23 protein-coding genes, 1 other RNA gene and 1 pseudogene are annotated in these 21,885 nt (G+C 72.9%); 13 read left to right on the top strand and 12 right to left on the bottom strand.

The features are described 5' to 3' along the window. Positions 1 to 45: 45 nt before the first annotated feature. Both AB0G17_RS08610 and AB0G17_RS08605 read right to left on the bottom strand, forming a co-directional pair. Positions 46 to 204, bottom strand: a complete 159-nt coding sequence (locus tag AB0G17_RS08610; RefSeq protein ID WP_361377622.1) for a hypothetical protein — start codon at positions 202 to 204, stop codon at positions 46 to 48. A 69-nt stretch (positions 205 to 273) separates the two neighbouring features. Further along, a complete protein-coding gene (locus AB0G17_RS08605; protein WP_361377619.1) occupies positions 274 to 1,458 on the bottom strand; it encodes a hypothetical protein in 1,185 nt (394 codons plus the stop codon). A gap of 283 nt (positions 1,459 to 1,741) precedes the next feature. Between AB0G17_RS08605 and AB0G17_RS08600 the strand changes: the two genes are divergently transcribed. From AB0G17_RS08600 to AB0G17_RS08590, 3 genes are read left to right on the top strand one after another with little or no spacing between them, the layout of a single operon-like run. Continuing rightward, positions 1,742 to 2,593 (top strand): Nif3-like dinuclear metal center hexameric protein, encoded by an 852-nt coding sequence (locus AB0G17_RS08600; protein ID WP_361377616.1) that lies wholly within the window; start codon positions 1,742 to 1,744, stop codon positions 2,591 to 2,593. Then, complete coding sequence (locus AB0G17_RS08595) at positions 2,590 to 3,333, top strand: C4-type zinc ribbon domain-containing protein (RefSeq protein WP_361378061.1); 744 nt, start codon at positions 2,590 to 2,592, stop codon at positions 3,331 to 3,333. The genes AB0G17_RS08600 and AB0G17_RS08595 overlap by 4 nt, the downstream gene beginning before the upstream one ends. After that, entirely contained in the window at positions 3,333 to 4,598 is a 1,266-nt protein-coding gene (locus AB0G17_RS08590; RefSeq protein ID WP_361377613.1) for a bifunctional RNase H/acid phosphatase, read from the top strand. The genes AB0G17_RS08595 and AB0G17_RS08590 overlap by 1 nt, the downstream gene beginning before the upstream one ends. An 86-nt stretch (positions 4,599 to 4,684) precedes the next feature. Here AB0G17_RS08590 and eda read toward each other — a convergent pair whose 3' ends face one another. Together eda and yaaA are read right to left on the bottom strand one after the other, a co-directional pair. Then, positions 4,685 to 5,299: a bifunctional 4-hydroxy-2-oxoglutarate aldolase/2-dehydro-3-deoxy-phosphogluconate aldolase gene (eda, locus tag AB0G17_RS08585; RefSeq protein WP_361377610.1), complete on the bottom strand. Its 615-nt coding sequence runs from the start codon at positions 5,297 to 5,299 to the stop codon at positions 4,685 to 4,687. 75 nt (positions 5,300 to 5,374) lie between these two features. Then, positions 5,375 to 6,175, bottom strand: a complete 801-nt coding sequence (yaaA, locus tag AB0G17_RS08580; RefSeq protein WP_361377607.1) for a peroxide stress protein YaaA — start codon at positions 6,173 to 6,175, stop codon at positions 5,375 to 5,377. Between the two features lie 846 nt (positions 6,176 to 7,021). Between yaaA and AB0G17_RS08575 the strand changes: the two genes are divergently transcribed. Together AB0G17_RS08575 and rnpB are read left to right on the top strand one after the other, a co-directional pair. Then, positions 7,022 to 8,455: an RNB domain-containing ribonuclease gene (locus AB0G17_RS08575; protein ID WP_361377604.1), complete on the top strand. Its 1,434-nt coding sequence runs from the start codon at positions 7,022 to 7,024 to the stop codon at positions 8,453 to 8,455. 111 nt (positions 8,456 to 8,566) lie between these two features. Beyond that, positions 8,567 to 8,970: RNase P RNA component class A (gene rnpB, locus AB0G17_RS08570), an RNA gene on the top strand. 269 nt (positions 8,971 to 9,239) lie between these two features. Here the strand turns inward: rnpB and AB0G17_RS08565 are convergent. The 5 genes from AB0G17_RS08565 to AB0G17_RS08545 all read right to left on the bottom strand — a co-directional run bounded on the left by AB0G17_RS08565 (position 9,240) and on the right by AB0G17_RS08545 (position 12,261). Continuing rightward, the gene (locus AB0G17_RS08565) at positions 9,240 to 9,542 is read right to left on the bottom strand and encodes a DUF6087 family protein (RefSeq protein ID WP_361377601.1); all 303 of its coding nucleotides are present in this window, start codon (positions 9,540 to 9,542) and stop codon (positions 9,240 to 9,242) included. A 46-nt stretch (positions 9,543 to 9,588) separates the two neighbouring features. Further along, positions 9,589 to 10,752 carry an ATP-grasp peptide maturase system methyltransferase gene (gene tgmC / locus AB0G17_RS08560; protein ID WP_361377598.1) on the bottom strand — a complete coding sequence of 388 codons (1,164 nt, stop codon included), beginning with the start codon at positions 10,750 to 10,752 and terminating at the stop codon, positions 9,589 to 9,591. Further along, positions 10,749 to 11,714: an ATP-grasp ribosomal peptide maturase gene (gene tgmB / locus AB0G17_RS08555; protein ID WP_361377595.1), complete on the bottom strand. Its 966-nt coding sequence runs from the start codon at positions 11,712 to 11,714 to the stop codon at positions 10,749 to 10,751. The genes tgmC and tgmB overlap by 4 nt, the downstream gene beginning before the upstream one ends. Beyond that, positions 11,714 to 11,974 (bottom strand): putative ATP-grasp-modified RiPP, encoded by a 261-nt coding sequence (gene tgmA, locus AB0G17_RS08550; protein WP_361377592.1) that lies wholly within the window; start codon positions 11,972 to 11,974, stop codon positions 11,714 to 11,716. Before tgmA ends, tgmB begins: the two co-directional genes overlap by 1 nt. 80 nt (positions 11,975 to 12,054) lie before the next feature. Further along, positions 12,055 to 12,261: a hypothetical protein gene (locus tag AB0G17_RS08545; protein ID WP_361377589.1), complete on the bottom strand. Its 207-nt coding sequence runs from the start codon at positions 12,259 to 12,261 to the stop codon at positions 12,055 to 12,057. A gap of 395 nt (positions 12,262 to 12,656) precedes the next feature. Between AB0G17_RS08545 and AB0G17_RS08540 the strand changes: the two are divergent. The 4 genes and pseudogenes from AB0G17_RS08540 to AB0G17_RS08525 all read left to right on the top strand — a co-directional run. Then, a pseudogene (locus AB0G17_RS08540) lies at positions 12,657 to 12,785 on the top strand (helix-turn-helix transcriptional regulator); the annotation flags it as partial. Between the two features lie 141 nt (positions 12,786 to 12,926). After that, positions 12,927 to 13,910, top strand: coding sequence for a transcriptional regulator (locus AB0G17_RS08535; protein WP_361378059.1), 984 nt, complete (start codon positions 12,927 to 12,929; stop codon positions 13,908 to 13,910). Between the two features lie 15 nt (positions 13,911 to 13,925). Continuing rightward, positions 13,926 to 14,279 carry a hypothetical protein gene (locus tag AB0G17_RS08530; RefSeq protein WP_361377586.1) on the top strand — a complete coding sequence of 118 codons (354 nt, stop codon included), beginning with the start codon at positions 13,926 to 13,928 and terminating at the stop codon, positions 14,277 to 14,279. 110 nt (positions 14,280 to 14,389) lie between these two features. Then, positions 14,390 to 14,713, top strand: a complete 324-nt coding sequence (locus AB0G17_RS08525) for a nuclear transport factor 2 family protein (RefSeq protein WP_361377583.1) — start codon at positions 14,390 to 14,392, stop codon at positions 14,711 to 14,713. A gap of 139 nt (positions 14,714 to 14,852) precedes the next feature. Here AB0G17_RS08525 and AB0G17_RS08520 read toward each other — a convergent pair whose 3' ends face one another. After that, positions 14,853 to 15,710 carry a PhzF family phenazine biosynthesis isomerase gene (locus tag AB0G17_RS08520; RefSeq protein ID WP_361377580.1) on the bottom strand — a complete coding sequence of 286 codons (858 nt, stop codon included), beginning with the start codon at positions 15,708 to 15,710 and terminating at the stop codon, positions 14,853 to 14,855. A gap of 66 nt (positions 15,711 to 15,776) precedes the next feature. Next, complete coding sequence (locus AB0G17_RS08515) at positions 15,777 to 16,541, bottom strand: SDR family oxidoreductase (RefSeq protein ID WP_361377577.1); 765 nt, start codon at positions 16,539 to 16,541, stop codon at positions 15,777 to 15,779. Positions 16,542 to 16,662: 121 nt separating this feature from the next. On the opposite strand from AB0G17_RS08515, the gene AB0G17_RS08510 reads away from it, so the two are divergent. Both AB0G17_RS08510 and AB0G17_RS08505 read left to right on the top strand, forming a co-directional pair. Further along, positions 16,663 to 17,940, top strand: coding sequence for a multidrug effflux MFS transporter (locus AB0G17_RS08510; RefSeq protein ID WP_361377574.1), 1,278 nt, complete (start codon positions 16,663 to 16,665; stop codon positions 17,938 to 17,940). A gap of 9 nt (positions 17,941 to 17,949) precedes the next feature. Next, positions 17,950 to 18,939, top strand: coding sequence for a small ribosomal subunit Rsm22 family protein (locus tag AB0G17_RS08505; protein WP_361377571.1), 990 nt, complete (start codon positions 17,950 to 17,952; stop codon positions 18,937 to 18,939). A 248-nt stretch (positions 18,940 to 19,187) separates the two neighbouring features. Here AB0G17_RS08505 and ddaH read toward each other — a convergent pair whose 3' ends face one another. Beyond that, on the bottom strand, positions 19,188 to 20,030 hold the full coding sequence (ddaH, locus tag AB0G17_RS08500; protein ID WP_361377568.1) for a dimethylargininase: 843 nt from the start codon (positions 20,028 to 20,030) through the stop codon (positions 19,188 to 19,190). A gap of 212 nt (positions 20,031 to 20,242) precedes the next feature. Here ddaH and AB0G17_RS08495 point away from each other — a divergent pair, with 212 nt between their 5' ends. Then, entirely contained in the window at positions 20,243 to 20,848 is a 606-nt protein-coding gene (locus AB0G17_RS08495; protein WP_361377565.1) for a TetR/AcrR family transcriptional regulator, read from the top strand. 93 nt (positions 20,849 to 20,941) lie between these two features. Next, positions 20,942 to 21,676, top strand: a complete 735-nt coding sequence (locus AB0G17_RS08490) for a bifunctional DNA primase/polymerase (protein WP_361377562.1) — start codon at positions 20,942 to 20,944, stop codon at positions 21,674 to 21,676. The last annotated feature ends 209 nt before the right edge of the window (positions 21,677 to 21,885 follow it).

Raw genomic sequence — 21,885 nt, 5'->3', positions numbered from 1 at the left:
CCCGGGATCTGTGGATCCCGGGCCCTTCGCGCTTCTTCGCCGACGTCAGCCGTGGTGGTGGCCGCCGTCGCCGTCGTTCCGCCGGTGACGGCCGTGGGCCTCCGTGGTCGGCTCCTCGGTCGCCGCGGCGCCGCCCCGGTGCCGACCGTGGCCGTCGGGGTCCGTCGTGGCTTCGGCGGACACGGCGGTCAGTGTCTCGGACATGTGGTGCAGTCACCCCGTTGTGTTTTCGTCCGTTGCGTTCGCCGTGGATTTTAGCCAGACGCCCCCGGTCTACTGACGGCCGGTCAGCGGTGCCTGCGCGAGCGGTACGGGCCGGGGGGCCTGCGGCTTCACGGGTACGGGGGCGGGCCGCGGCACGTCCGCGGGGGCCCGGACGGCCGCCACCGCACAGGGCGCCGAGGCCGTCGCGCACGGTACGGGGGTGGGCCGCGGCACGTCCGCCGGGGCCCGGACCGCCGCCACCGCACAGGGCGCCGAGGCCGTCGCGCACGGCAGCCGCAGCACCCCGTCCCGGGTCCACAGCCCCGAACCCGCCAGCCACCCCTGGGGCGCGGCCAGCTGGTGCAGGGTCCGGCCCGCCGGGCGCCACACCCCCAGCCAGGTGCCCGCCGCCGCGTCGATCCGCACCGCCACCGCGCAGCTCTCCGGCATCAGCGCCTGTCCGGGCTGCACGGCGAACGGCGTGACCGCCGCGTCCGCGAGCCGCAGGCACTCGGGGAAGCGGACCGGCAGGGTGGAGCCGAGCACGCCCCAGCCGAGCCGGTGGTGGCCGGGCGCGTCGGAGCGCAGCAGCAGCAGACCGGTGTCCGGGTCGGCGAGCAGCAGCCGGTCCTCGCTCTCCTCGGTGATCTGCAGCAGCGGGGTCACCTCGCCGCCCCGCTCCAGGTCCACCGCGACCGCCTTGGTCCGCCCGTCCACCTCCCGGTCCAGGGCGAGCATCCGCCCGGTCCGGTCCAGCCAGGCGCCGCCCGAGCAGTGCCCCCTGAGGGTGGCGACCGGCTCCGGGCCGAAGGCGCCGCCCGCCACCAGCCAGATGGTGCTGTTCTCGGGTCCGGCCGCGAGCGCGTACGCACAGCTGCCGTTCGGGGACGGCGGCAGCAGCGACAGCCGCCGCTCCGCGTCGTGGGCGATCCTGCCGAGCGCGAGCTCGCCGGTGCCGGGGCCGGTCGGGTAGAGCAGGGCGAAGGCGTCCCGGTCGGCGACCCGGCGGTGGATCAGCACCCGCCCGTCCGCCATCGGCAGCACCGAGGCGTCCGGCTCCTCCGGCTGGTTGCCGGGCAGCGGCACTGCGTACGGCTCGGGTCCGTCGAGCGTCCACCGCTCGGGGAACCAGCGCTCGCCCTCGCCCCCTCCCCTTACCAGACGGGCCGCGTAGGAGCCGTCCGCAGTGATCGTGAAGTCCGTGTGCCGGACCGCGCCGTTCCCGGCAGCGATCTCGATGGCCAAGGCCGTCATGAGATGGCTCACCTCCGGCCCATGAAGGTAGTTTTCGCACTTCCTGCCGAACAGCACGAGACCACTCGCTTCACACCAAAGGGTGGCCATCGGGCGATTCCGCTGTGATCGGGGCGACGGATGTGCAGTGCGGTGCGCGTACGGATGCGCGTGCGGTGCGAGCGGGGCGAGGCGCGCCCGGGGCGGGCGGGGCCGGAGCGGCGGCGGGCCGGGTCCGCGGCCGAGGTGGCCGGAGGCCCGGAGCCATGGTGGGCGGGGCCCCGAGCGCGGGTAACCTGTGTCCGTGCCCCGTCTGTCTGAAGTCATCGCCGCGCTCGACGCCCTCTGGCCGCCCGAGCGGGCCGAGGGATGGGACGCGGTCGGCACCGTCTGCGGCGAGCCCGACGCGGAGGTCCGGCGCGTGCTGTTCGCCGTCGACCCCGTCCAGGAGATCGCGGACGAGGCCGTGAAGCTCGGCGCCGATCTGATCGTCACCCACCACCCGCTCTATCTGCGCGGTACGACGACGGTCGCGGCCGGCCACTTCAAGGGCCGGGTCGTGCACACCCTGATCAAGCACGACATCGCGCTGCACGTCGCCCACACCAACGCCGACACCGCCGACCCCGGCGTCTCCGACGCCCTCGCGGGCGCCCTGGACATCCGGGTCGTCCGCCCGCTCGTGCCCGACGCCACGGACCCCACGGGCCGCCGCGGCCTGGGCCGGATCTGCGAGCTGGAGCCGCCGATGACGCTGGGCGAGTTCGCCGCCCGCGCCGCCGCCCGGCTGCCCGCCACCGCGCAGGGCATCCGGGTCGCCGGCGACACCGAGGCCCTGGTGAGGACCGTCGCGGTCAGCGGCGGCTCGGGCGACGGCCTCTTCGACGCCGTACGGGCGTCGGGAGCCGATGCCTTCCTCACCGCCGACCTGCGCCACCACCCGGTGTCGGAGGCGACCCAGGCCGCGTCTCCTTCCTCCGGCCCGCTCGGCCTGATCGACGCCGCCCACTGGGCCACCGAGTGGCCCTGGTGCGAGCAGGCCGCCGCACAGCTCGACGAGATTTCCGACCGTCACGGCTGGGACCTGCGGGTCCACGTCTCGAAGACGGTCACCGACCCCTGGTCATCCCACCACTCTTCTGGAGCCCCCAACTGAACGCCGCGCCCGCCGACCAGATCCGCCTCCTCGACGTACAGGCCCTCGACGTACGCCTGTCGCAGCTCGCCCACAAGCGGAAGTCGCTGCCCGAGCACGCCGAGATCGACTCGCTGAACAAGGACCTCCTCCAGCTCCGCGACCTGCTGGTCGCCGCGCAGACCGAGGAGAGCGACACCGCCCGCGAGCAGACCAAGGCCGAGCAGGACGTCGACCAGGTCCGCCAGCGCGCCGCCCGCGACCAGCAGCGCCTGGACTCGGGCGCCGTCTCCTCGCCCAAGGACCTGGAGTCCCTCCAGCGCGAGATCACCTCGCTGGCCAAGCGCCAGGGCGACCTCGAAGACGTCGTCCTGGAGGTCATGGAGCGCCGTGAGTCCGCCCAGGAGCGGGTCGCCGAGCTGACCGAGCGGGTCTCCTCCGTCCAGTCGAAGACCGACGACGCGACCGCCCGCCGCGACGCCGCGACGCAGCAGCTCGACGCCGAGGCCGCCGAGGTGGCCAAGGAGCGCGAGGTCGTCGCGGGTGTGATCCCGGCCGACCTGCTCAAGCTCTACGACAAGCTCCGCGAGAAGCAGGGCGGCGTCGGCGCGGCCCGGCTCTACCAGCGCAAGTGCGAGGGCTGCCGGCTCGAGCTCGACATCACCGAGGTCAACGAGGTGAAGGCGGCGTCCCCGGACACCGTGCTGCGGTGCGGGAACTGCAGCCGCATCCTGGTCCGTACGGCGGAGTCGGGCCTGTAGTGCGGCAGTTCGTTGTCGAGGCCGACGGCGGCTCCCGGGGCAACCCGGGTCCGGCCGGTTACGGCGCGGTGGTCCTGGACCCGGCGACGGGCGAGACGCTGGCCGAGGCGGCGGAGTACATCGGCGTCGCGACCAACAACGTCGCCGAGTACAAGGGCCTGATCGCCGGGCTCAAGGCGGCGAAGGCGCTGGACCCGGCGGCGAGGGTGCGGGTCCGGATGGACTCCAAGCTGGTCGTCGAGCAGATGTCGGGCCGCTGGAAGATCAAGCACCCGGACATGAAGCCGCTGGCCGCCGAGGCCGGGCGGGTCCTGCCGCCCGGGCAGGTCACGTACGAGTGGATCCCGCGCGAGCAGAACAAGCACGCGGACCGGCTCGCCAACGAGGCGATGGACGCGGGCAAGCGGGGCAAGCAGTGGGAGCCGTCGGCGTCCAGGGCGGCGCTGGACGCGGGATCCGCGGGTGCGCCGTCCGCTGACGCGGGTGCGGCGCGGGTCGTCGGGGACGCGGCGGCGGGTGCGGCCCGGGCGAGGGCGGCGCTGGCGACATCCACGGCTCCCGCCGCTCCCGTCGCCACCGTCCCGGCGCCCGCCCGGAGTTCGGGTGCGGCCCCGGCGGCCGGGTGGAGCGCGCCCGACCTGGGCACGCCCACGACCTTCGTGCTGCTGCGGCACGGCGAGACGGCGCTGACCCCGGAGAAGCGCTTCTCCGGCAGCGGCGGCTCCGACCCCGAGCTTTCGGCGGCGGGCCGACGCCAGGCCGACCAGGTCGCGGCGGCCCTCGCGGCCCGGGGCACGATCCAGGCGGTCGTCTCGTCCCCGCTGCGGCGCTGCCGCGAGACGGCGGCGGCGGTCGCGGCGCGCCTCGGTCTGGACGTACGGGTCGAGGAAGGCCTGCGCGAGACGGACTTCGGTGCGTGGGAGGGCCTGACGTTCGCGGAGGTGCGCGAGCGGTACGGCGCCGACCTCGACGCGTGGCTCGCCTCGCCCAAGGCCGCCCCGACGGGCGGCGGCGAGAGCTTCGCGACGGTGTCGCGCCGCGTCTCGGCGACCCGGGACCGCCTGCTCACGGCGTACGAGGGCCGGACGGTCCTGCTGGTCACGCACGTGACCCCGGTCAAGACCCTGGTCCGGCTCGCCCTGGGCGCCCCGCCGGAGTCCCTGTTCCGGATGGAACTGTCGGCGGCGTCGCTGTCGGCGGTGGCGTATTACGGGGACGGGAACGCGTCGGTGCGGCTGCTGAACGACACGTCGCATCTGCGCTGAGGGTTTGAGTGGTTGCCCGCGCCCCTGATCACCCAGGGGCGCGGGGGACCGCGCGAGCAACCCGGCACGGTCCGCGGCCGAAGGACTCAGCGCAACCCCGCCGCCTCCCGCGCCAGCGCCTCCACCCGCCCCCAGTCCCGCGCGGCGAGAGCGTCCGGGGGGAGCATCCACGTACCCCCGACACAGCCGACGTTCGGCAGGGCCAGATAGTCCGGGGCCGAGGCGGGCGAGATGCCGCCGGTGGGGCAGAAGCGGGCGCCGGGCAGCGGCCCGGCCAGCGACTTCAGATAGGCCGTGCCGCCCGCCGCCTCGGCGGGGAAGAACTTCATCTCGCGGATGCCGCGTTCCAGGAGCGCCACCACCTCGGAGGCGGTGGCGACCCCGGGCAGGTACGGGACCCCGGACGCGGCCATCGCGTCGAGGAGGCCGCCGGTCCAGCCCGGACTGACCAGGAAGCGTGCCCCGGCCGAGACGGCGTCGGCGACCCCGGCGGCTGTGACGACGGTCCCGGCGCCCACGACCGCGCCGGGCACCTCCGCCGCCACCGCCCGGATCGCGTCGAGCGCGGCGGGCGTACGCAGGGTCACCTCGATCGCCGGCAGCCCGCCCGCCACCAGGGCCCGCGCGAGCGGTACGGCGTCGGCGGCGTCGTCGAGGACGACCACGGGGACGACGGGGGCGAGATCCAGGACGGAGGCCATACGGGGCATCCTGCCGGGCGCATTCGCGTGCTGCAACGCTCGTTGCACCCTATGCAACGAGCGTTGGCCCCGGGCCTAGTGGATCTGCTCCACGACTACGTCCAGCGCCCACGGCTTGCCCGGCTTGGCGGGCGGGGCGCACTCCACCACGTACCCGAGATCGCGCAGGGCCTCCACCAGCCGCGCCGGGTCGGTGGGAGCGGCCCCGTCCGACAGCAGGTCCCGCACCAGCCGCCCCTTCGTGGCCTTGTTGAAGTGGCTGACGACCGAACGCTTCTCGACGCCGTCGACGACCTGGGAGTGCAGGACGCGTACGGTCGCGGTCCGCCCGGCCACCTCGCCCTTGGGCTTCCAGGCGGCGGCGTACGCGGAGGAGCGCAGGTCGAGGACGAGGCCGGTCCCGGCGGCCTCGGTCATGACCGGGTCCATGACGCCGCGCCAGTACGCCCCGAGCGCGCCGAGTCCCGGCAGCTTCACGCCCATCGAGCAGCGGTACGACGGGATGCGGTCGCCGGTGCGTACGGCGCCCCACAGGCCGGAGAAGACGAGCAGCGACGTGGCGGCGCGGCGCTTGGCGGCGGGGTCGAGGGTGGCGAGGCCGAGGGCGTCGTAGAGGACGCCGGTGTAGATCTCGCCGGCGGGGCGGGTGCCGGCGGTGCGGAGCTCGGCGTTCTTGGCGATCTCGCCGCGGAGGCCTTCGCTGAGGCCGAGTACGTCGCGGGCCTTGTCCTCGTCCGCGAGGCACAGCTCGATCAGCTCGTCGAGGACGGCGGTGCGGGCGGGGCGGAGCCCCGGCAGCGACAGCGTCTCTTCTTTCAGGGGCGTTCCGCGCCCCCCGCCGGCCTTTCCTTCGGAGGGCGGGAGCAGGACGAGCACGGGGTCTCCTTGGGGGGTGTACGGGACGGGGGTGCGGCCCCGAGCCAGGTTAAGCCCCCACCCCGCCCCTTCCCCAAACTCTCCGAGGGCGGTCGGCCGCCGGAGCCAGCTCCCCAGGGGACCACGCCCCCGGGCCCCGCTCGCGGGGCTGCGCCCCGGGCTCCCGCTCTCGGGGCTGCGCCCCGGGCTCCCGCTCCCGGGGCTGCGCGCCGGGCTCCCGCTCCCGGGGCTGCGCGCCGGGCTCCCGCTCTCGGGGCTGCGCCCCGGGCTCCGATTTTGTCTGCGGCCCGGCGGGGGCTGGCCGCGCAGTTCACCGCGCCCCTTGGGGGTTACGGCGGCTGCGTCCCGCGGCCCGCATCCTGACGGGCGCCCGGGCTTCTAGGGGCGCGGGTCTGTGACATGTGCGGCTCCGCCGAGTCTTTTAGGGGCGCGAGGCTGTGACACGTGCGGCTCCGCCGCGCGGGCGCGCCCAGCCGAGTCTTTTAGGGGCGCGGGGAACTGCGCGCTCAGCCCCCACCGGCCCGCAGACGAATTCCGCACCCCGCCCCGGAGGGCCCCGCGGGGAACTGCGCGCTCAGCCCCCACTGGCCCGCAGACGAATCCCGCACCCCACCCCGGAGGGCCCCGCGGGGAACTGCGCGCTCAGCCCCCACTGGCCCGCAGACGAATTCCGCACCCCGCCCCGGAGGGCCTCGCGGGGAACTGCGCGACCAGCCCCCACCGGCCCGCAGACGAATTCCGCACCCCACCCCGGAGGGCCGCGAGCAGCAGCCGCCGCCGGGCCGGGGGGCGGGGCGTAGCCCCGGAAAAGGGGCCGAGTCGGAGGGTGCGGCCTACGCTCGGGGCATGCCCCGCCGTCACCTGCACATGACCGGCGCAGCCGACCCGCTGAGGGCCGCCCTGCGCGACCTCCGCACCGCCCTCGCCGTCCCCGAGGACTTCCCCCCGGACGTCCTCGCCGAGGCGGACAGGGCCGCGGGCAGCCCCCGGCTGCCCGCCCGCGACGCCACGGACCTCCCCTTCTTCACCATCGATCCGCCCGCCTCCATGGACCTGGACCAGGCCATGCACCTCACCACAAGCGGCAGCGGATACCGCGTGCACTACGCCATCGCCGACGTCGCCGCCTACGTCGTCCCCGGCGGCCCCGTCGACACCGAGGCCCACCGCCGGGTGAACACCCTCTACTTCCCCGACGAGCGCGTCCCGCTCCACCCGCCCGTACTCTCCGAAGACGCCGCCAGCCTCCTGCCGGGCCGTACCCGCCCAGCCGTCCTGTGGACCATCGACCTGGACGCGGACGGCGCCACCACCGCCACCCACGTCGAGCGCGCCCTCGTCCGCAGCCGCGCCAAGCTCGACTACGACGGGGTGCAGCGGCAGATCGACGCCGGCACCGCCGAGCCCTCCCTCGCCCTCCTCCAGGACATCGGGCGCCTGCGCGAACAGCAGGAGGTCGCCCGTGGCGGCATCTCCCTCAACGTCCCCGAGCAGGAGATCGTCGAGCGCGACGGCCGGTACGGGCTCGACTACCGCGCCCCCCTCCCCGCCGACGGCTGGAACGCCCAGATCTCCCTGCTCACCGGCATCGCCGCCGCCGACCTGATGCTGGCGTACGGCACCGGCGTCCTGCGCACCCTGCCCAGCGCCCCGGACGGCGCCGTCGTCCGGCTGCGCCGCTCCGCCCAGGCGCTGGGCATCGACTGGCCGCACCACGTCCCGTACGCCCAGGTCGTCCGCTCCCTCGACCCGCGCGACCCGCACCACGCCGCGTTCCTCCAGGAGTGCACGACGCTGCTGCGGGGCGCCGGGTACACCGTCTTCACCGGCGGAAACATCCCCCACCCCGCCGTCCACGCGGCGGTCGCCGACGAGTACACGCACTGCACGGCCCCCCTGCGCCGCCTCGTCGACCGCTACGCGAGCGAGCTCTGCCTCGCGGCGGTCGCCGCCGCCGACATCCCGGACTGGGTGCTCGCCGCGCTCGACGCCCTTCCCAAGGAGATGGCCGAGGGCACCCGCCGGGCCAACACGATCGAGCGCGAGTGCGTCGACCTCGTGGAGGCGGCTCTCCTCAAGGATCGCGTCGGCGACGTCTTCGATGCGACGGTCGTCGACGTGGAGGAGGACGAACCGGCCGTCGGCACCGTCCACTTGACCGACCCGGCCGTCGTGGCCCCCGTCAGGGGCACCACCCCCCTCCCCCTCGGCGAACGCCTCCAGGTCCGCCTCACCCAGGCCGACCCCGGCACGGCGAAGGTGGAGTTCAGCCCGGCCTGAGGGCGGCCGGCCACGGTCGAGACCCTCCCCGAGCCCTTCGCCTTCCACCTCGACACCGCCGAGTTCGTCTGAGGGGTCCCGCCCGGCAGGTAGCATGGGCACCACGGCAGACGAGCCGGGCGGGCGGCCGCGTGGGGATCCTCGGATCCTCCCGAGGAACGTCCGGGCTCCACAGGGCAGGGTGGTGGGTAACGCCCACCCGGGGTGACCCGCGGGACAGTGCCACAGAGAACAGACCGCCGGGGACCTCGGTCCTCGGTAAGGGTGAAACGGTGGTGTAAGAGACCACCAGCGCCTGGGGTGACTCAGGCGGCTAGGTAAACCCCACCCGGAGCAAGGTCAAGAGGAGCCGCCGTGAAAAGCGGCTCTGCGCGGACGTTCGAGGGCTGCCCGCCCGAGTCCGCGGGTAGACCGCACGAGGCCGGTGGCAACACCGGTCCTAGATGGATGGCCGTCTCCCCGGCCGCCGCGAGGCGACCGGGCGACAGAACCCGGCGTACAGCCCGACTCGTCTGCCCCTCGGGGCTTCTGATCAGTAGAAACACAGGTCAGAGGCCTTTTTTCATGGATCGGCGGACCTAGCATGACCCCGATCCTTACCGGTTCAAACCGGACCTCACGGTACGAAGGTAGCCACCAAGGTATCCACGCTTCGTCGGGTTGGAGGTCGGCGTCGGCGAAGCCGGGAGTGGCCCTCCCCGGCCTCCTCACAGGCGCCATGGTGGTGTCGGTGACCTACCAGGCGGGAGCGGGTTTCACCCGCATGGTTCGGGCCAGCCCCTCATCAGGACCATCGCGGAGCCTGAGGCTTCCTGTGCCTGCCGCTCCCCGGGCCGAGCTTCGGCGCCGGCCCCGAGGCTGGGGTGTCCTCGGTGTGGGGGAACAGGATGCTTCTAGCCTCTGCGAGGTTCGCCGCGAAGCCGAACGGCTCCCATATGTACCCGTTCCATCGCTGGATCGCTCGGGGTACATCAGGGTTCACATGCGACCCTCGCGGGCCCTCGCCGCTGCCAAGCGGAACGGCGCGGAGCTGTCCGATCTTCGCGTCACGACGCTCGGCCCACTGCGACAGTGGTTCGTCGTCCATCGTGCTTCCTACGGGCCGGGGAGCGGCTTCCTCGGAGGGTAGCGGTTCAGGTGAGCCGGTGCTCCCAGCGCAGCAGCGGGCTGCCGTCGATCCAGTACAGGTGCGATCTATTGGTGACGCGGAGTCGCACAGCCTCGATAGCTGAACTGCCGTCGTCCTGCCAGGCGACGAGGGTGCGTTCGATGTCGTCCCAGAGGGCTACGGGGCCGCCTTGACGGACGGTCCAGATCCCGCCCTCGGCGAGGAACTCGGCGAACGACTCCCGTTCGGGATCGAAGAGGTATCGCAACTGTGCCCCGTCGTCGCGGGCGGCGCGAACGAACTGCGCACTGGGCGCGGCGAGCTGCGCGAGGAACGCGGGCATCCACTCTTCCAGGGCGAGAGGGGACACCAGTGCGGTCCGCTCGCTGTCCGCGTAGGCGGTCCGGGCGGAGAGGTCGCCGGCCAAAGGCGTCACCGCCTGGGCCCGCGCCTGCATGAAGGAGGAGCGCCCGATGATCGCGCCCTCGGCGGTACCGTCCTCGCCGACGGTGACCTTCGCGAGGCCGGTACCCCAAGGCCAGGAGCCGACCGTACCGAGGATGATGCCGCTGGGCTTCGTCTGCCGGACCCATGTGTACGGGATGCGACGTACCGTGCAAGTGGCGATGACCCGGTCGTACGGTGCCCGGTGCGGATGGCCGAGAAGCCCGTCGCCCGTCACCGTCCACGTCGAATAGCCGGCGGATTCCAGGGCGGCGTCGGCGCGTACCGCCACCTGCGGGTCGACCTCGACCGTGGTGACGTTGTCTTCGCCGAGGCAGTGGCACATCAGGGCCGTGGCGTAACCGGTGCCCGTGCCGATCTCCAAGACACGGTGACCTTCTGTGAGGCCCAAGGCCTCGATCATGCCGACGACGGTGGTCGGATCGGTCGAGGAGGACGTGGGTACACCCGCGACGGGTTCGCCGGTCTGATCGGCGGTGAGGTGGCCGTCGAGCTGGGTGGTGAGGGTGTCGACGCTGTAGGCGATCCTCAGCCACTTGCCCGGGTCCGTACCGACGGCGGTGACCGGCCGCCAGGTCCGCCCCTCGTCCAGGAAGACCCCGGGATGGAGGAACTGCTCGCGGGGGACGGCCTCGACGGCCCCGCGCAGCCGGGGAGACTTCAGGATGCCTTTGTTCGCGAGCACGGCTGCCATGCGGCGCCGCTCGGATGCCGGGTCTGTCATCGGCAGTCTCCTTGCAGGAGCAGGTCGGCGAAGGCGGCGGACATCGGGAGGCCGGTCTCCGTCTCCAGCCACCCCCACTGCCCATTGGGATTCAACTCCAACCACCAGTAGTCCCCCGCCCGGTCCACCGCGAGGTCGAAGCTCCCTGATACCAGCTCCAGTCGGTCCAGGTAGGCGTGCAGTGACTTGTCCACCCGGTCGGGAAGGCTCTCCACGGTGTATGCCAGAGCGCTGTAGTCCTTGCGCCAGTCCAGCAGTTCGGAATCGATGCGCACGGCGAACGTGTGCCGCCCCACGATCAGGACGCGGAGGTCGGCGACCTTGTCCACGCGGGCCTGGAACAGGTGGGGCGTGACGCGAACGCTGTCGTCGATCTCGTCGGGGGTGACGGGGTCGGCCCATCCGGTCACCGGCACGCCGTCACGTGTATAGGGGGTCCATCGCAGCGTCTTGAAGATCGCGTCTCGTTGGATGCGGATGAACTCGCGCGCCTCGGCCGGGTCGTTGGTGACGAGGGTGGGTGGGACGGTGAAGCCGAGCCGCTGGGCGAGGGCGAGCTGGACGGGCTTGTAGTCGGCCGCTGCAATGCGTAACGGGTGGTTGACCCAGAGCGGGCCGTCCAAGGCGTACAGCGTGCCGCCAAGCCCGTAGCGGACCTGCGCCGCCGCGAATCGGGAGTCGTTCGGGGACAGGTTGGGGAATGACGGCCACTCCGGGCGGCGCCAGTACACCGATCGGACGCGGGTCAGGTCGGCGGTTCTCGACGGGGTGCGCACCTGCCAGACCACATGGGCTGGGCAGGTGCCGAACCGAGCCGAGGCCGTGAGGTCCCCGCCGATGTCGGCGGGGTTGAACCGGACCACCGGCACATCGTGCCGGTTGAGTTCGCTGATCACCATGTCGGCGGTGATGTCGTCCGCCTCGGTGGCCACCAGAACCGGCCTCTCCTCCGTCACGGTCATCAGTCCTGGCTGCTGTCCTGGTCGTGACCTTGGTCGTTCCGGGAGTCCGAGTTCGTCGTCGTGGAGGTCTCGGTGCCGGAGCTGGTGCCGTGCTTGCCCATCTCGACCACCTGCCCGGCGCGGTCGCGGAACACCCCGAGCTGCGTCGTGGGGTCGATGGCGACCGTGGCGTGGTGGCGGCGGATGGTCGTCGGGTAGGGCGCGAGTCGGTCCGCACCCCACGGCCGAGTGAGGGTGGGGAGTACGACGGAGGTGGTCATGGGACTCCTTCGACAGAAAGGGGGCAGTGCGGGAAACGGCCTGCGCCAGCGGGTGCGGACGGCGACCTGCGGGCAGTGACTCAGAGGTGAGCGGCCTGGATGTTGTCGGCCGCGGTCGTCCACTCAATGCCACTCTCGAGCCGGATGTGTGCGACCCGGACCGTGCCGTGGCTGTGGAGCTCGTGCGTGACGGCGACGAGAACACCCTCCCCGCGTGAGGCGATGTCGCGGACGTTCGTGTTCAGGAGCGGGTGCTGCTCGTAGCCGTCGGGCCCGACCGGGTTCACGTCTCCGTCCCCTGCCGGGCCTCGACGCGGCGCATGAACTTTTCCCAGCCGCTGGCCGCCCGTACCCGCAGAGCCCGGCTCGGTGCACCCGGTTGGGGCTTCTGCGGCGTGTACGTACGGCCGCTGGCGCCAGGGTTCCTGCGGGGGAGTTCGGAGGTTGCCACGTGGTCGCTCCTCTCTGATGGGGCAGCAGCCGGCCGCAGCCCGGACGGGACGCGGCGTGTGGCCCGCTGCCTCGGGGGAACCGCCCGAGGTTCCTTCAACTTCCGAGCGGCGTGTGACCAGTGAACGACGATCCGTTACCGTCTCCCAGAGCGGACCCCGCGCATTGCCCAGGCGTTTTCCGGGCATCGGGTGGTTCGCGTGAGGAAGGCGCTCTTCGTGAGGGGAGACCAATGGCTTTAAGGCGTAGGCGCTTTGCCGAGCGGAGGGTGGCAAAGGGGTACTCTCAGGAGGAATTCGCAGAAGCGCTTACGGTGGCCGCGTCCACCGTGGGCCGTTGGGAAAGTGGCCGTGCTGCCCCACAGCCGCACCAACGGCCCAAGATCGCCAGCCTGTTAGGAGTCACCCTCTCCGAGCTGGACGGGCTTCTCTTCGGAGAGCAGCTGGCCGAAACCGCCGTGCTTCCCGACACCCCACCCCTCCTCCGCGGTGATGATGACGATATGAAGCGTCGCGATGTCCTCGGCCTGCTCGCCGTCACGGGCGCGCTGGTCACCCTGCCCGATTCGGGCGAGGCTCCGCGAGGGTACACAGTGGCGGCGCTCCTGGAGACAGGGGAGGAGCTGCACCGCAGCCTGTGGCAGGTCTTCACCCTCGCGGATTCCAAGCCGACCGTCTTTCCGGCGGTCCGCAAGCAGCTCGACGTCCTGGCGAAGGGACTAGCCGAGGCGCGCGCCGCAGCGGACCGGGCCCGGCTGTGCGTGATGATCGGCGACCTCTACCAGCTCGCCGGGGAACTATTCTTCGACGCCAGCCGATACATCGACGCCGCCCAGTGCTACACACTGGCCGCCAACGCCGCCCACGCTGGTAGTGACCACGACCTCTGGGCCTGCGCCATGACCCGCCACGCCTACGTCGAGCTGTACGCGCGACGCGCGCCCGCTGCCCAGCCCCTGCTGGCGGTGGCCTCCCGGATCGCCCGGCGGGGCGACAGTGCCCTGTCCACCCGCCACTGGGTCGCCTCCGTCCAGGCCCAGGTGTGCGCGGCCATGGGCGACATCGACGGCTGCGCCCGGGCTCTCGACGAAGCCGAGAAGGTGCACTCCCTCGACGGCCACTCCCACAACGGCGGTTGGCTCCGCTTCGACGGCTCCCGCCTCTCCGAGGAACGAGGAGCCTGCTACCTCCAGCTCGGCCGTTCTGACCTCGCGGAAGATGCCCTCACCGCAGCCCTCGCCCAACCACTGTCGCTGCGCCGCCGCGCCGCCGTACTGAGCGACCTTGCTGTCCTCGGGGCCCACCGGGGCGACGTCGATCAGGTCGTGCAGTACGCGGAGGCAGTGCTCGGACTGGCCGACCGGTCGAACTCGGGATTCATCGGCAAGAAGCTGGACGGACTGCGAGGGCGTCTTGCCCCGCTCATGTCCGATGGCCGAGTCTCGGATCTGGATCACCGAATCGCGGCGCTGTCGCGCACCGCATGACGAGAGGGCACGTGCATGAGTGACGGTCGGATCTTCCGCGAGGCGTGGATCGCCGGTGTGACCAAGCACTACCCCGGTGAACCGAAGCCCGGCTACATCACGCCGTGGGACGAGACGCCCGAGTGGGAGCGCGAGGCAGCCGCCGCCGTGTACGGACAGGTGCGCGACTTCATCAAGATCAGCGAAGGCCACGCCACGCGGCTCACCCGCGAGCAGAAGGGCCGCTTCGTCGCGATCTGTTGGACCGCCCAGATGTTCAAGCACTTCAAGGATCCGAAACCCGGATACGTCGCCGACTGGGCCGACCTCCCGGCCTGGCAGCAGGAGACGGACTCGGACATCTTCGAGCGCATCGAGCAGACCGTCTGAACCTCGGGAACGTTCCCCGCTTCCCCCTTCCGCGCCGCGACCGGTGGCGGGGGTGGTGGGGATGGGGTGAGCTGGGAGGCGTCCCCCTGCTGTATCCGGAGGAGCCCCCCATGACCATCCCCGTCGAGCTGCTCAGCGACCCGACCGTCCGCGCCTTCGTCACTGCGCTCAACGCGGGTGACCGCGCCGCCTTCCAGGCGCTGCTCGCCCCGGGCGCGACCATGTCCGACGACGGGTCCGACCGGAACGTCGACGACTGGACCGAGCGCGAGGTCTTCTCCTCCGGCGGGTACATGGACGTCGAGTCGCAGGACGAGGACGGCCGCTCGCTCATCGCCCGCTATCGCAACGACACCTGGGGCGAAATGCGGACCGCCTGGCGCTTCGACGTCCAGGACGGGAAGATCAGCCGGTTCGAGACCGGGCAGGCGTAACCGGGCAGGTGTGACCGGACCGGGCAGGTGTGACCGGACCGGGCAGGCGTAGCCGGGCAAGCGTGATCGGGCAGGCGTAGCCGGGCAACGGTGACCGGGCAAGGGTGACCGGGCGGGTGTGACCGGGCCGGGTGTCGGGTTACTCCGGGATACGAGCCCCCGCGCCGCCCACCCGTACCCTCGCGTCCCCGGCCCGCAGCGTCACCGTCAGAACGCCCGGACGGCCCAGGTCCTCGCCCTGGTGGAGCGTGAGGACCGACTCCTCGGGTACCAGGCCGAGTTCGCGTACGTACGCGCCGAAGGCCGCTGCCGCCGCGCCCGTCGCGGGGTCCTCCACGACGCCGCCGACCGGGAACGGGTCGCGGACGTGGAAGACCGTGTCCGACGCGCGCCACGCCAGCTGAACCGTCGTCAGGTCGAGCCGCCGCATCAGCGCGGCCAGCCGGTCGAAGTCGTAGGCGAGGTCCGCCAGGCGCTCGCGGGTGGCGGCGCCCAGGACCAGGTGGCGGGCGCCCGCGTACGCGATGCGCGGCGGCAGGGCCGGGTCGAGGTCGGTGGCGGGCCAGTCGAGCGCGGCCAGCGCCTCCGCGAGGTCGTCGGGCGCGATGTCCTCGCTGTGCGGCTCGACGCTGGTGAGCGTGGCGCGCAGCACGCCCTCGTCGTCCGTGACCGTCACCGGGACCGTGCCGACGGGGGTCGCGAAGACCAGGTCGCCCGGGCCGATCCGCTCGGCGAGCGCCACCGCCGTCGCCACGGTCGCGTGACCGCAGAAGGGGACCTCGGCCCGCGGGCTGAAGTACCGGACCGTGAACGCGCGCCCCTTCTCGCCCAGGCCCTCGGGGGGCGCGGTCAGGAACGCGGTCTCGCTGTAGTCCAGCTCGGCGGCTATCGCGAGCATGTCGGCGTCGCCGAGCCCGGACGCGTCGAGGACGACCCCGGCGGGGTTGCCGCCGGCCGGGTCGGAGGAGAAGGCGGTGTAGCGCAGTACGTCTGTCATGCCGTGATCAACTCCGGCTGGGGGTGCGGGCATTCCCCGGGTGGAGAGGGAGGTGCGAGGGGGCACTCAGCCCCGCCCGATATACGGCATAGCCGTAGCCATCACCGTCGCGAACTGCACGTTCGCCTCCAGCGGCAGTTCCGCCATGTGCAACACCGTGCGGGCCACGTCCGCCGCGTCCATCACCGGCTCCACCGCCAGCTCCCCGTTGGCCTGCGGCACGCCCGTACGCATCCGGGCCGTCATGTCCGTGGCCGCGTTGCCGATGTCGATCTGGCCGACGGCGATCCGGTACGGGCGGCCGTCCAGCGAGAGCGCCTTGGTCAGGCCGGTCATCGCGTGCTTGGTCGCCGTGTACGCCACCGAGTGCGGCCTCGGCACGTGCGCCGAGATCGAGCCGTTGTTGATGATCCGGCCGCCCTGCGGGTCCTGCTCCTTCATCTGGCGGTACGCCGCCTGCGCGCACAGGAACGCCCCGTTGAGGTTGGTGTCGACGACATGGCGCCACGCCTCGTACGCCAGGTCCTCCACCGCGACCCCGCCGGGCCCGAACGTGCCCGCGTTGTTGAAGAGCAGGTCGAGCCGCCCGTACCGGTCCCGTACCGCCTCGAACAGGGCCGTCACCTCGTCCGGTGACGTCACGTCCGTACGGACGACGAGGACGTCGGCGTCGGCGCCGGCCAGCGCGGCCGTCTCCTCCAGGGGCTCGGACCGGCGGCCCGCCAGGGCCACCGACCAGCCCGCCGCGGCCAGGGTGAGCGCCACGGAGCGGCCGATGCCGGAACCGGCGCCGGTGACGACGGCGGTCTTGCGCGCTGCGGATGCGTTCATGGCCCGGAGCGTACGGGAGCGGCTTCGGCGCCGGGCCGGGTCGTCCGCGATGTGGTTCCGAGCACCCCGGCCGGGCTGAGAGCATGGATGCTTGAAACGACAACAAGGAGACGGGACGCGCATGGCGGAGAGCAGTCCGACGGCCGAGGCAGACATACCCGTACCGGTGCCCGTCGCCGCCGCCCGCCGCGCCGGGCTTCTGGTCACGCTCGTCCTCGGCGGCCTCACCGCGCTCCCGCCGCTCTCCATGGACATGTACCTGCCCGCGCTGCCCGAGGTCACCGGCGCGCTCCACGCGCCCGCCGCCACCGTGCAGCTCACGCTTACCGCCTGCCTGGCGGGCATGGCGCTCGGCCAGCTCGTCGTCGGGCCGATGAGCGACAAGTGGGGACGCCGCAGACCGCTGCTGGTCGGCATGGCCGTGTACGTGGTCGCCACCGCCGTCTGCGCCTTCGCGCCCGACGCCGGACTGCTCATCGCCTTCCGGCTGCTCCAGGGGCTGGCGGGCGCGGCGGGCATAGTGATCGCCCGCGCGGTGGTGCGCGACCTGTACGACGGCGTGGAGATGGCCCGGTTCTTCTCCACCCTGATGCTGATCTCCGGCGCCGCGCCCGTCGTGGCCCCCCTGATCGGCGGCCAGGTGCTGCGGGTCACCGACTGGCGCGGGGTGTTCGGGGTGCTCACCGCCGTCGGGCTGCTGCTCACGCTCTTCGTGTGGCGGTGTCTGGGCGAGACGCTGCCGCCCGAGCGGCGGCACGAGGGCGGGGTCGGCGAGGCCCTGCGCACCATGGGCTCGCTGCTCAAGGACCGCGTCTTCACCGGGTACGTGCTGGCCGGCGGGCTCGCGTTCGCCGCGCTCTTCTCGTACATCTCGGCCTCCCCGTTCGTGATCCAGGAGATCTACGGCGCCTCGCCGCAGACCTTCTCGCTGCTCTTCGGGCTCAACTCGGTCGGCCTGGTCGCCGCGGGGCAGATCAACGGGAAGCTGCTGGTGGGCCGGGTCAGCCTCGACAAGGTGCTGGCGTGCGCGCTGAGCGTGGTCGTCCTGGCGGCGGCGGCGCTGCTGGTGATGGTGTCCGGGGTGTTCGGGGACCCGGGCCTCGCGCCGGTCGCGGCCGGGCTGTTCGTGCTGATGTCCGCGATGGGGATGGCGACGCCCAACACGACGGCCCAGGCGCTGATGCGTACCCCGCACGCGGCGGGCTCGGCGTCCGCGCTGCTCGGGACGTCGTCGTTCCTGATCGGGGCGGTGGCTTCGCCGCTGGTGGGGATCGCGGGGGAGTCGACCGCGGTTCCGATGGCGGTGGTGCAGGTCGCCTCGGGCGTGGCGGCGCTGGTGTGCTTCCTGGTGCTGTGCAGGCCCTGGCAGCGCGCCGACGACGTGCCGCCCCGCCCGTAGAATCCCCAGGTGAACGAGAACGTGCGGGTCCCCGAAGTGCTGCGGTCGACGCTGGCCGGGCTGCTGGACGGGCTGCCGCCGTCGCAGGCCGCGCAGGCCGTCGACCGGCTCATCGCCAACTACCGGGGAGCCACCCAGACCCACGCCCCGGTGCTGCGCGACCGGTCCGACGTGGCCGCGTACGCCGCGTACCGGATGCCCGCGACCTTCGAGGCGGTACGGTCGGCCCTCGGCGCCCTCCAGGACGCCGTGCCGGAGTGGGCCCCGGCCACCCACACCGACGTCGGCGGCGGCACGGGCGCGGCGAGCTGGGCCGTCGCGGAGGCGTGGGAGACCGCCACCACCGTCCTGGACTGGGCCGAGCCCGCGCTCGCGATCGGGCGTGAGCTGGCCGACGCCTCCGGCATCGAGGGCCTGGGCGCGATCCGCTGGGAGCGGGCCCGGATCGGCGCCGCGCTGAGCCTGGAGCGGACCGACCTCGTCACCGTCTCGTACGTACTGAACGAGCTCACCCCCGACGACCGCCGCGCCCTCGTGGACGCCGCCGCCCGCGCCGCGACCGGCGCCGTGGTCATCGTCGAGCCGGGCACCCCCGACGGCTACGCCCGGATCATCGAGGCCCGGGACCGGCTGATCGCGGCCGGGTTCACCGTCGCCGCGCCCTGCCCGCACAGCGCCGCCTGCCCGATCGAGCCCGGCACGGACTGGTGCCACTTCTCCGCCCGGGTCAGCCGCTCCTCCCTGCACCGGCAGGTCAAGGGCGGCTCCCTGGCGTACGAGGACGAGAAGTTCAGCTATGTCGCGGCGGTGCGGGGGGCGGCCGAGCCCGCCGTGAACCGGATCGTGCGGCGGCCCCAGATCCGCAAGGGGCAGGTGCTGCTCGACCTGTGCACGGCGGAGGAGGTGCTGCGGCGCGAGACGGTCACTAAGCGCCACGGCGCGCTGTACCGGGCGGCCCGGGACGCGGAGTGGGGCGACGGGTGGCCTCCGGCCGGGTAGGCCGTTTTCGCCCGCGGGCCGGTGGGGGGCTGGTCGCGCAGTTCCCCGCGCCCCTTGTCGGGCCCGGTGTTTGTCTGCGGGCTGTGTTGGGTTGCTCGCGCAGTTCCCCGCGCCCCTTACGTGCCGCTGCGCGGCATCCCCGGGGCGCCCCGCGGGGGCGCATCTACAGGGGCGCGGGGCTGTGGCATGTGCGGCTCCGCCGCGCGGGCGCGACCAGCCCCCACCGACCCGCAGACAACTCACCGCACCTAAACGCGCAGCTCCTGCGTGCAGCACTTCACGCTGCCCCCGCCCTTGAGCAGCTCACCGAGGTCCATCCCCACGGGAACGAACCCCCGCTCCCGCAGGGACGAGAACAGCCCCACCGCCCCCTGCGGCAGCAGCACATGGAGACCATCGCTCACCGCGTTCAGCCCCAGCGCCCCCGCATCCGACTCCGAGGCGATCACCGCGTCCGGGAAGAGCCGGGCGAGGACGGCCCGGCTGCCGGGCGAGAAGGCGCCCGGGTAGTACATGATCTCGTCGGCGGCGTCGTCCAGCACGCACAGGGCCGTGTCCAGGTGGTAGTAGCGCGGGTCGACGAGGTCAAGGCCGATCACCGGGCGGCCGAAGAACTCCTGGGCCTCGTCGTGCGAGAGCGGGCTGGAGCGGAAGCCGCGCCCGGCCAGCAGATAGGTGGCGGTGACGGCGAAGTCGCCCTCGCCCTCGTTGATGTGGGACGGCTCGTGGATCTCCGTGAAGCCGTGGGCGCGGAACCAGTCCAGATGTGCCTCGGCCTCCGCCTCCCGCTCGGGGTGGGCGAAGCGGGCGCCCAGCACCCGGCCGTCGATCACGGTGGCCCCGTTGGCGGCGAAGACCATGTCGGGCAGGTCGGGGCGGGGTTCGAGCAGCTCGACGGTGTGGCCGAGCGCCCGGTAGCGGTCGCGCAGGTCCTCCCACTGGGCGAGGGCGAGCGGCAGGTCGACGGGCTTGGCGGGGTCCATCCACGGGTTGATGGAGTACGTGACCTTGAAGTGTGCCGGTGGGCACATCAGATAGCGCCGGGGTCTGGCGACTCGGGGTGCACGGAGGTCACGGGTCTCACTGAGCAATGAGGGCTCCTCACGGACGACTTCGGCTGCACGCGCCGCATCTGCGGTGGTGGTCAGCCCATGGTGCGGCCTGCCCGCCGTTCGCGCAGTGATCCGTTCGGGTGTTTTTCGCCGCTTCACCCACCGTTGCCCTGCGCGCGCCCTTGACAGAGCCGGACCGCGCAGGCGAACAGAGACGATACGTTTCGCCTCGATGGCGCTAGGATCCCGGCATGGCGAACAAGGGGCAGGCGCCCGACTCCACCCGCCGCAGCGAGCGCTCGCGGCGCGCGATCTACGACGCGGCGCTCTCACTCGTCGGCGAGGTCGGGTACGCGAAGACGACCATCGAGGGCATCGCCGCCCGCGCCGGGGTCGGCAAGCAGACCATCTACCGCTGGTGGCCCTCGAAGGCGGCGGTCCTGCTGGAGGCGTTCGTCGACCTCAGCCGCCAGGCCGTCCAGGGCGAGGTGTCGCTGCCCGACACCGGGGACCTGGAGGCCGACCTCAAGCTGGTGCTGCGCGCCACCGTCGACGAGCTCAACGACTCCGCGACCGAGGCGCCGTACCGGGCGCTCGCGGCGGAGGGCGTCATGGACCCGGAGCTCGCCGCCGCGTTCGTGCAGAACCTCCTGGAGCCCCAGCTGAAGATGTACGTGGACCGGCTGCGCGCCGCGCAGGAGGCGGGCGAGGTACGGGCCGACGTCGACCCCCGTACCGCCCTGGAGCTGCTGGTCGGCCCGGTCTCGCACCGCTGGCTGCTGCGCACCCTGCCGCTCACCCACGCGTACGCGGACACCGTCGTCGAATACGCCCTGCGCGGACTGGCCCCCCGCTGAGGGCCCGGATCGGGGGGTACGGCCTCGGCGGACGCAGGATGGTGGGAGCATGGGGGAAGGTTCTCGCGGGGCAACGGTGAGGTGAGGGGATAGATGGGCGCGGAGTACGGGCGTTCCGGCAGCTCGGAGAGCAAGCTGTCCCGCTGGCTGCGCAGGCGTCCCAAGGACGCCCCCGGCGCCGACGAGGGCCGCCTCGGTCTGCTGCTCGCCGTCGCCGCCGCGAAGCTGCCGCTCGCCCCGGCCGCGTACCCCGCCGGCTACCGGTGCTCCTGTGAGCGCGTGGGCTGTCCGACCCCGGCGCGCCACCCGGTCTCCTTCGCCTGGCAGACGCAGTCGACCACCGACCGCGCCCAGATCGAGCGGTGGGCGCTGGGCCAGCCCGAGGCGAACTTCATCACGGCGACGGGCATGGTCCACGACGTCCTGGACGTGCCCCTCGAAGCGGGCCGCGAGGCCCTGGAGCGGCTGCTCGCCGAGGGCGTCGACGTCGGCCCGGTGGCCGAGTCGGGCGGCGTCGGCGACCAGGCGCGGATGCTGTTCTTCACGGCGACGCGGGGCACGCCGGAGGACGAGGACGAGTGGTGGCCCTGCGAGCTGGACTGCCACCCCGAGACGATGGACGAGCACCCGGGCCTGCGCTGGCACTGCCGCGGCAGCTACGTCCTGGTCCCCCCGGCTCGGTTGCCGGGCGACCACGAGGTGTCCTGGGTACGGGGCCCGGAACACGACCTGCCGGACCCCCTGACCCTCCTGGAAACCCTGACGGACGCGTGCGCCAGGCACGGAGTCGCGGACGCGCACGCGGTGGCCTGGCCCCTGGGCCGATAGCCCCTGCGGGGCGCGCTGTCGTCTGCGGGCCAGTGGGGGTTGGCCGCGCAGTTCCCCGCGCCCCTTTTCAGGCCGGGCCTTTGTCTGCGGCTGAGTGGGGGGCTGGTCGCGCAGTTCCCCGCGCCCCTTAAGTGCCGCTGCGCGGCACCCCCGGGGCGCATCTAAAGGGGCGTGGGGAACTGCGCGACCAGCCTCCACCGGGCCGCAGC

It is taken from the genome of Streptomyces sp. NPDC023838 (assembly GCF_040639555.1).
Classification (GTDB): Bacteria; Actinomycetota; Actinomycetes; order Streptomycetales; family Streptomycetaceae; genus Streptomyces.
Note: the sequence above shows the minus strand (reverse complement) of the source record. Positions and strands in the feature narration are given on the sequence as shown.

Coding starts and splice junctions, on each gene's coding strand:
- AB0G17_RS08490 (WP_361377562.1), top strand. CDS start 20,942: ATGGGCGCGGAGTACGGGCGTTCCGGCAGCTCGGAGAGCAAGCTGTCC.
- AB0G17_RS08565 (WP_361377601.1), bottom strand. CDS start 9,542: ATGGACGACGAACCACTGTCGCAGTGGGCCGAGCGTCGTGACGCGAAG.
- AB0G17_RS08495 (WP_361377565.1), top strand. CDS start 20,243: ATGGCGAACAAGGGGCAGGCGCCCGACTCCACCCGCCGCAGCGAGCGC.
- tgmB (WP_361377595.1), bottom strand. CDS start 11,714: ATGACCGTGACGGAGGAGAGGCCGGTTCTGGTGGCCACCGAGGCGGAC.
- AB0G17_RS08515 (WP_361377577.1), bottom strand. CDS start 16,541: ATGAACGCATCCGCAGCGCGCAAGACCGCCGTCGTCACCGGCGCCGGT.
- AB0G17_RS08530 (WP_361377586.1), top strand. CDS start 13,926: ATGAGTGACGGTCGGATCTTCCGCGAGGCGTGGATCGCCGGTGTGACC.
- eda (WP_361377610.1), bottom strand. CDS start 5,299: ATGGCCTCCGTCCTGGATCTCGCCCCCGTCGTCCCCGTGGTCGTCCTC.
- AB0G17_RS08610 (WP_361377622.1), bottom strand. CDS start 204: ATGTCCGAGACACTGACCGCCGTGTCCGCCGAAGCCACGACGGACCCC.
- AB0G17_RS08510 (WP_361377574.1), top strand. CDS start 16,663: ATGGCGGAGAGCAGTCCGACGGCCGAGGCAGACATACCCGTACCGGTG.
- AB0G17_RS08605 (WP_361377619.1), bottom strand. CDS start 1,458: ATGACGGCCTTGGCCATCGAGATCGCTGCCGGGAACGGCGCGGTCCGG.
- AB0G17_RS08525 (WP_361377583.1), top strand. CDS start 14,390: ATGACCATCCCCGTCGAGCTGCTCAGCGACCCGACCGTCCGCGCCTTC.
- AB0G17_RS08575 (WP_361377604.1), top strand. CDS start 7,022: ATGCCCCGCCGTCACCTGCACATGACCGGCGCAGCCGACCCGCTGAGG.
- AB0G17_RS08520 (WP_361377580.1), bottom strand. CDS start 15,710: ATGACAGACGTACTGCGCTACACCGCCTTCTCCTCCGACCCGGCCGGC.
- AB0G17_RS08535 (WP_361378059.1), top strand. CDS start 12,927: ATGAAGCGTCGCGATGTCCTCGGCCTGCTCGCCGTCACGGGCGCGCTG.
- tgmC (WP_361377598.1), bottom strand. CDS start 10,752: ATGACAGACCCGGCATCCGAGCGGCGCCGCATGGCAGCCGTGCTCGCG.
- tgmA (WP_361377592.1), bottom strand. CDS start 11,974: ATGACCACCTCCGTCGTACTCCCCACCCTCACTCGGCCGTGGGGTGCG.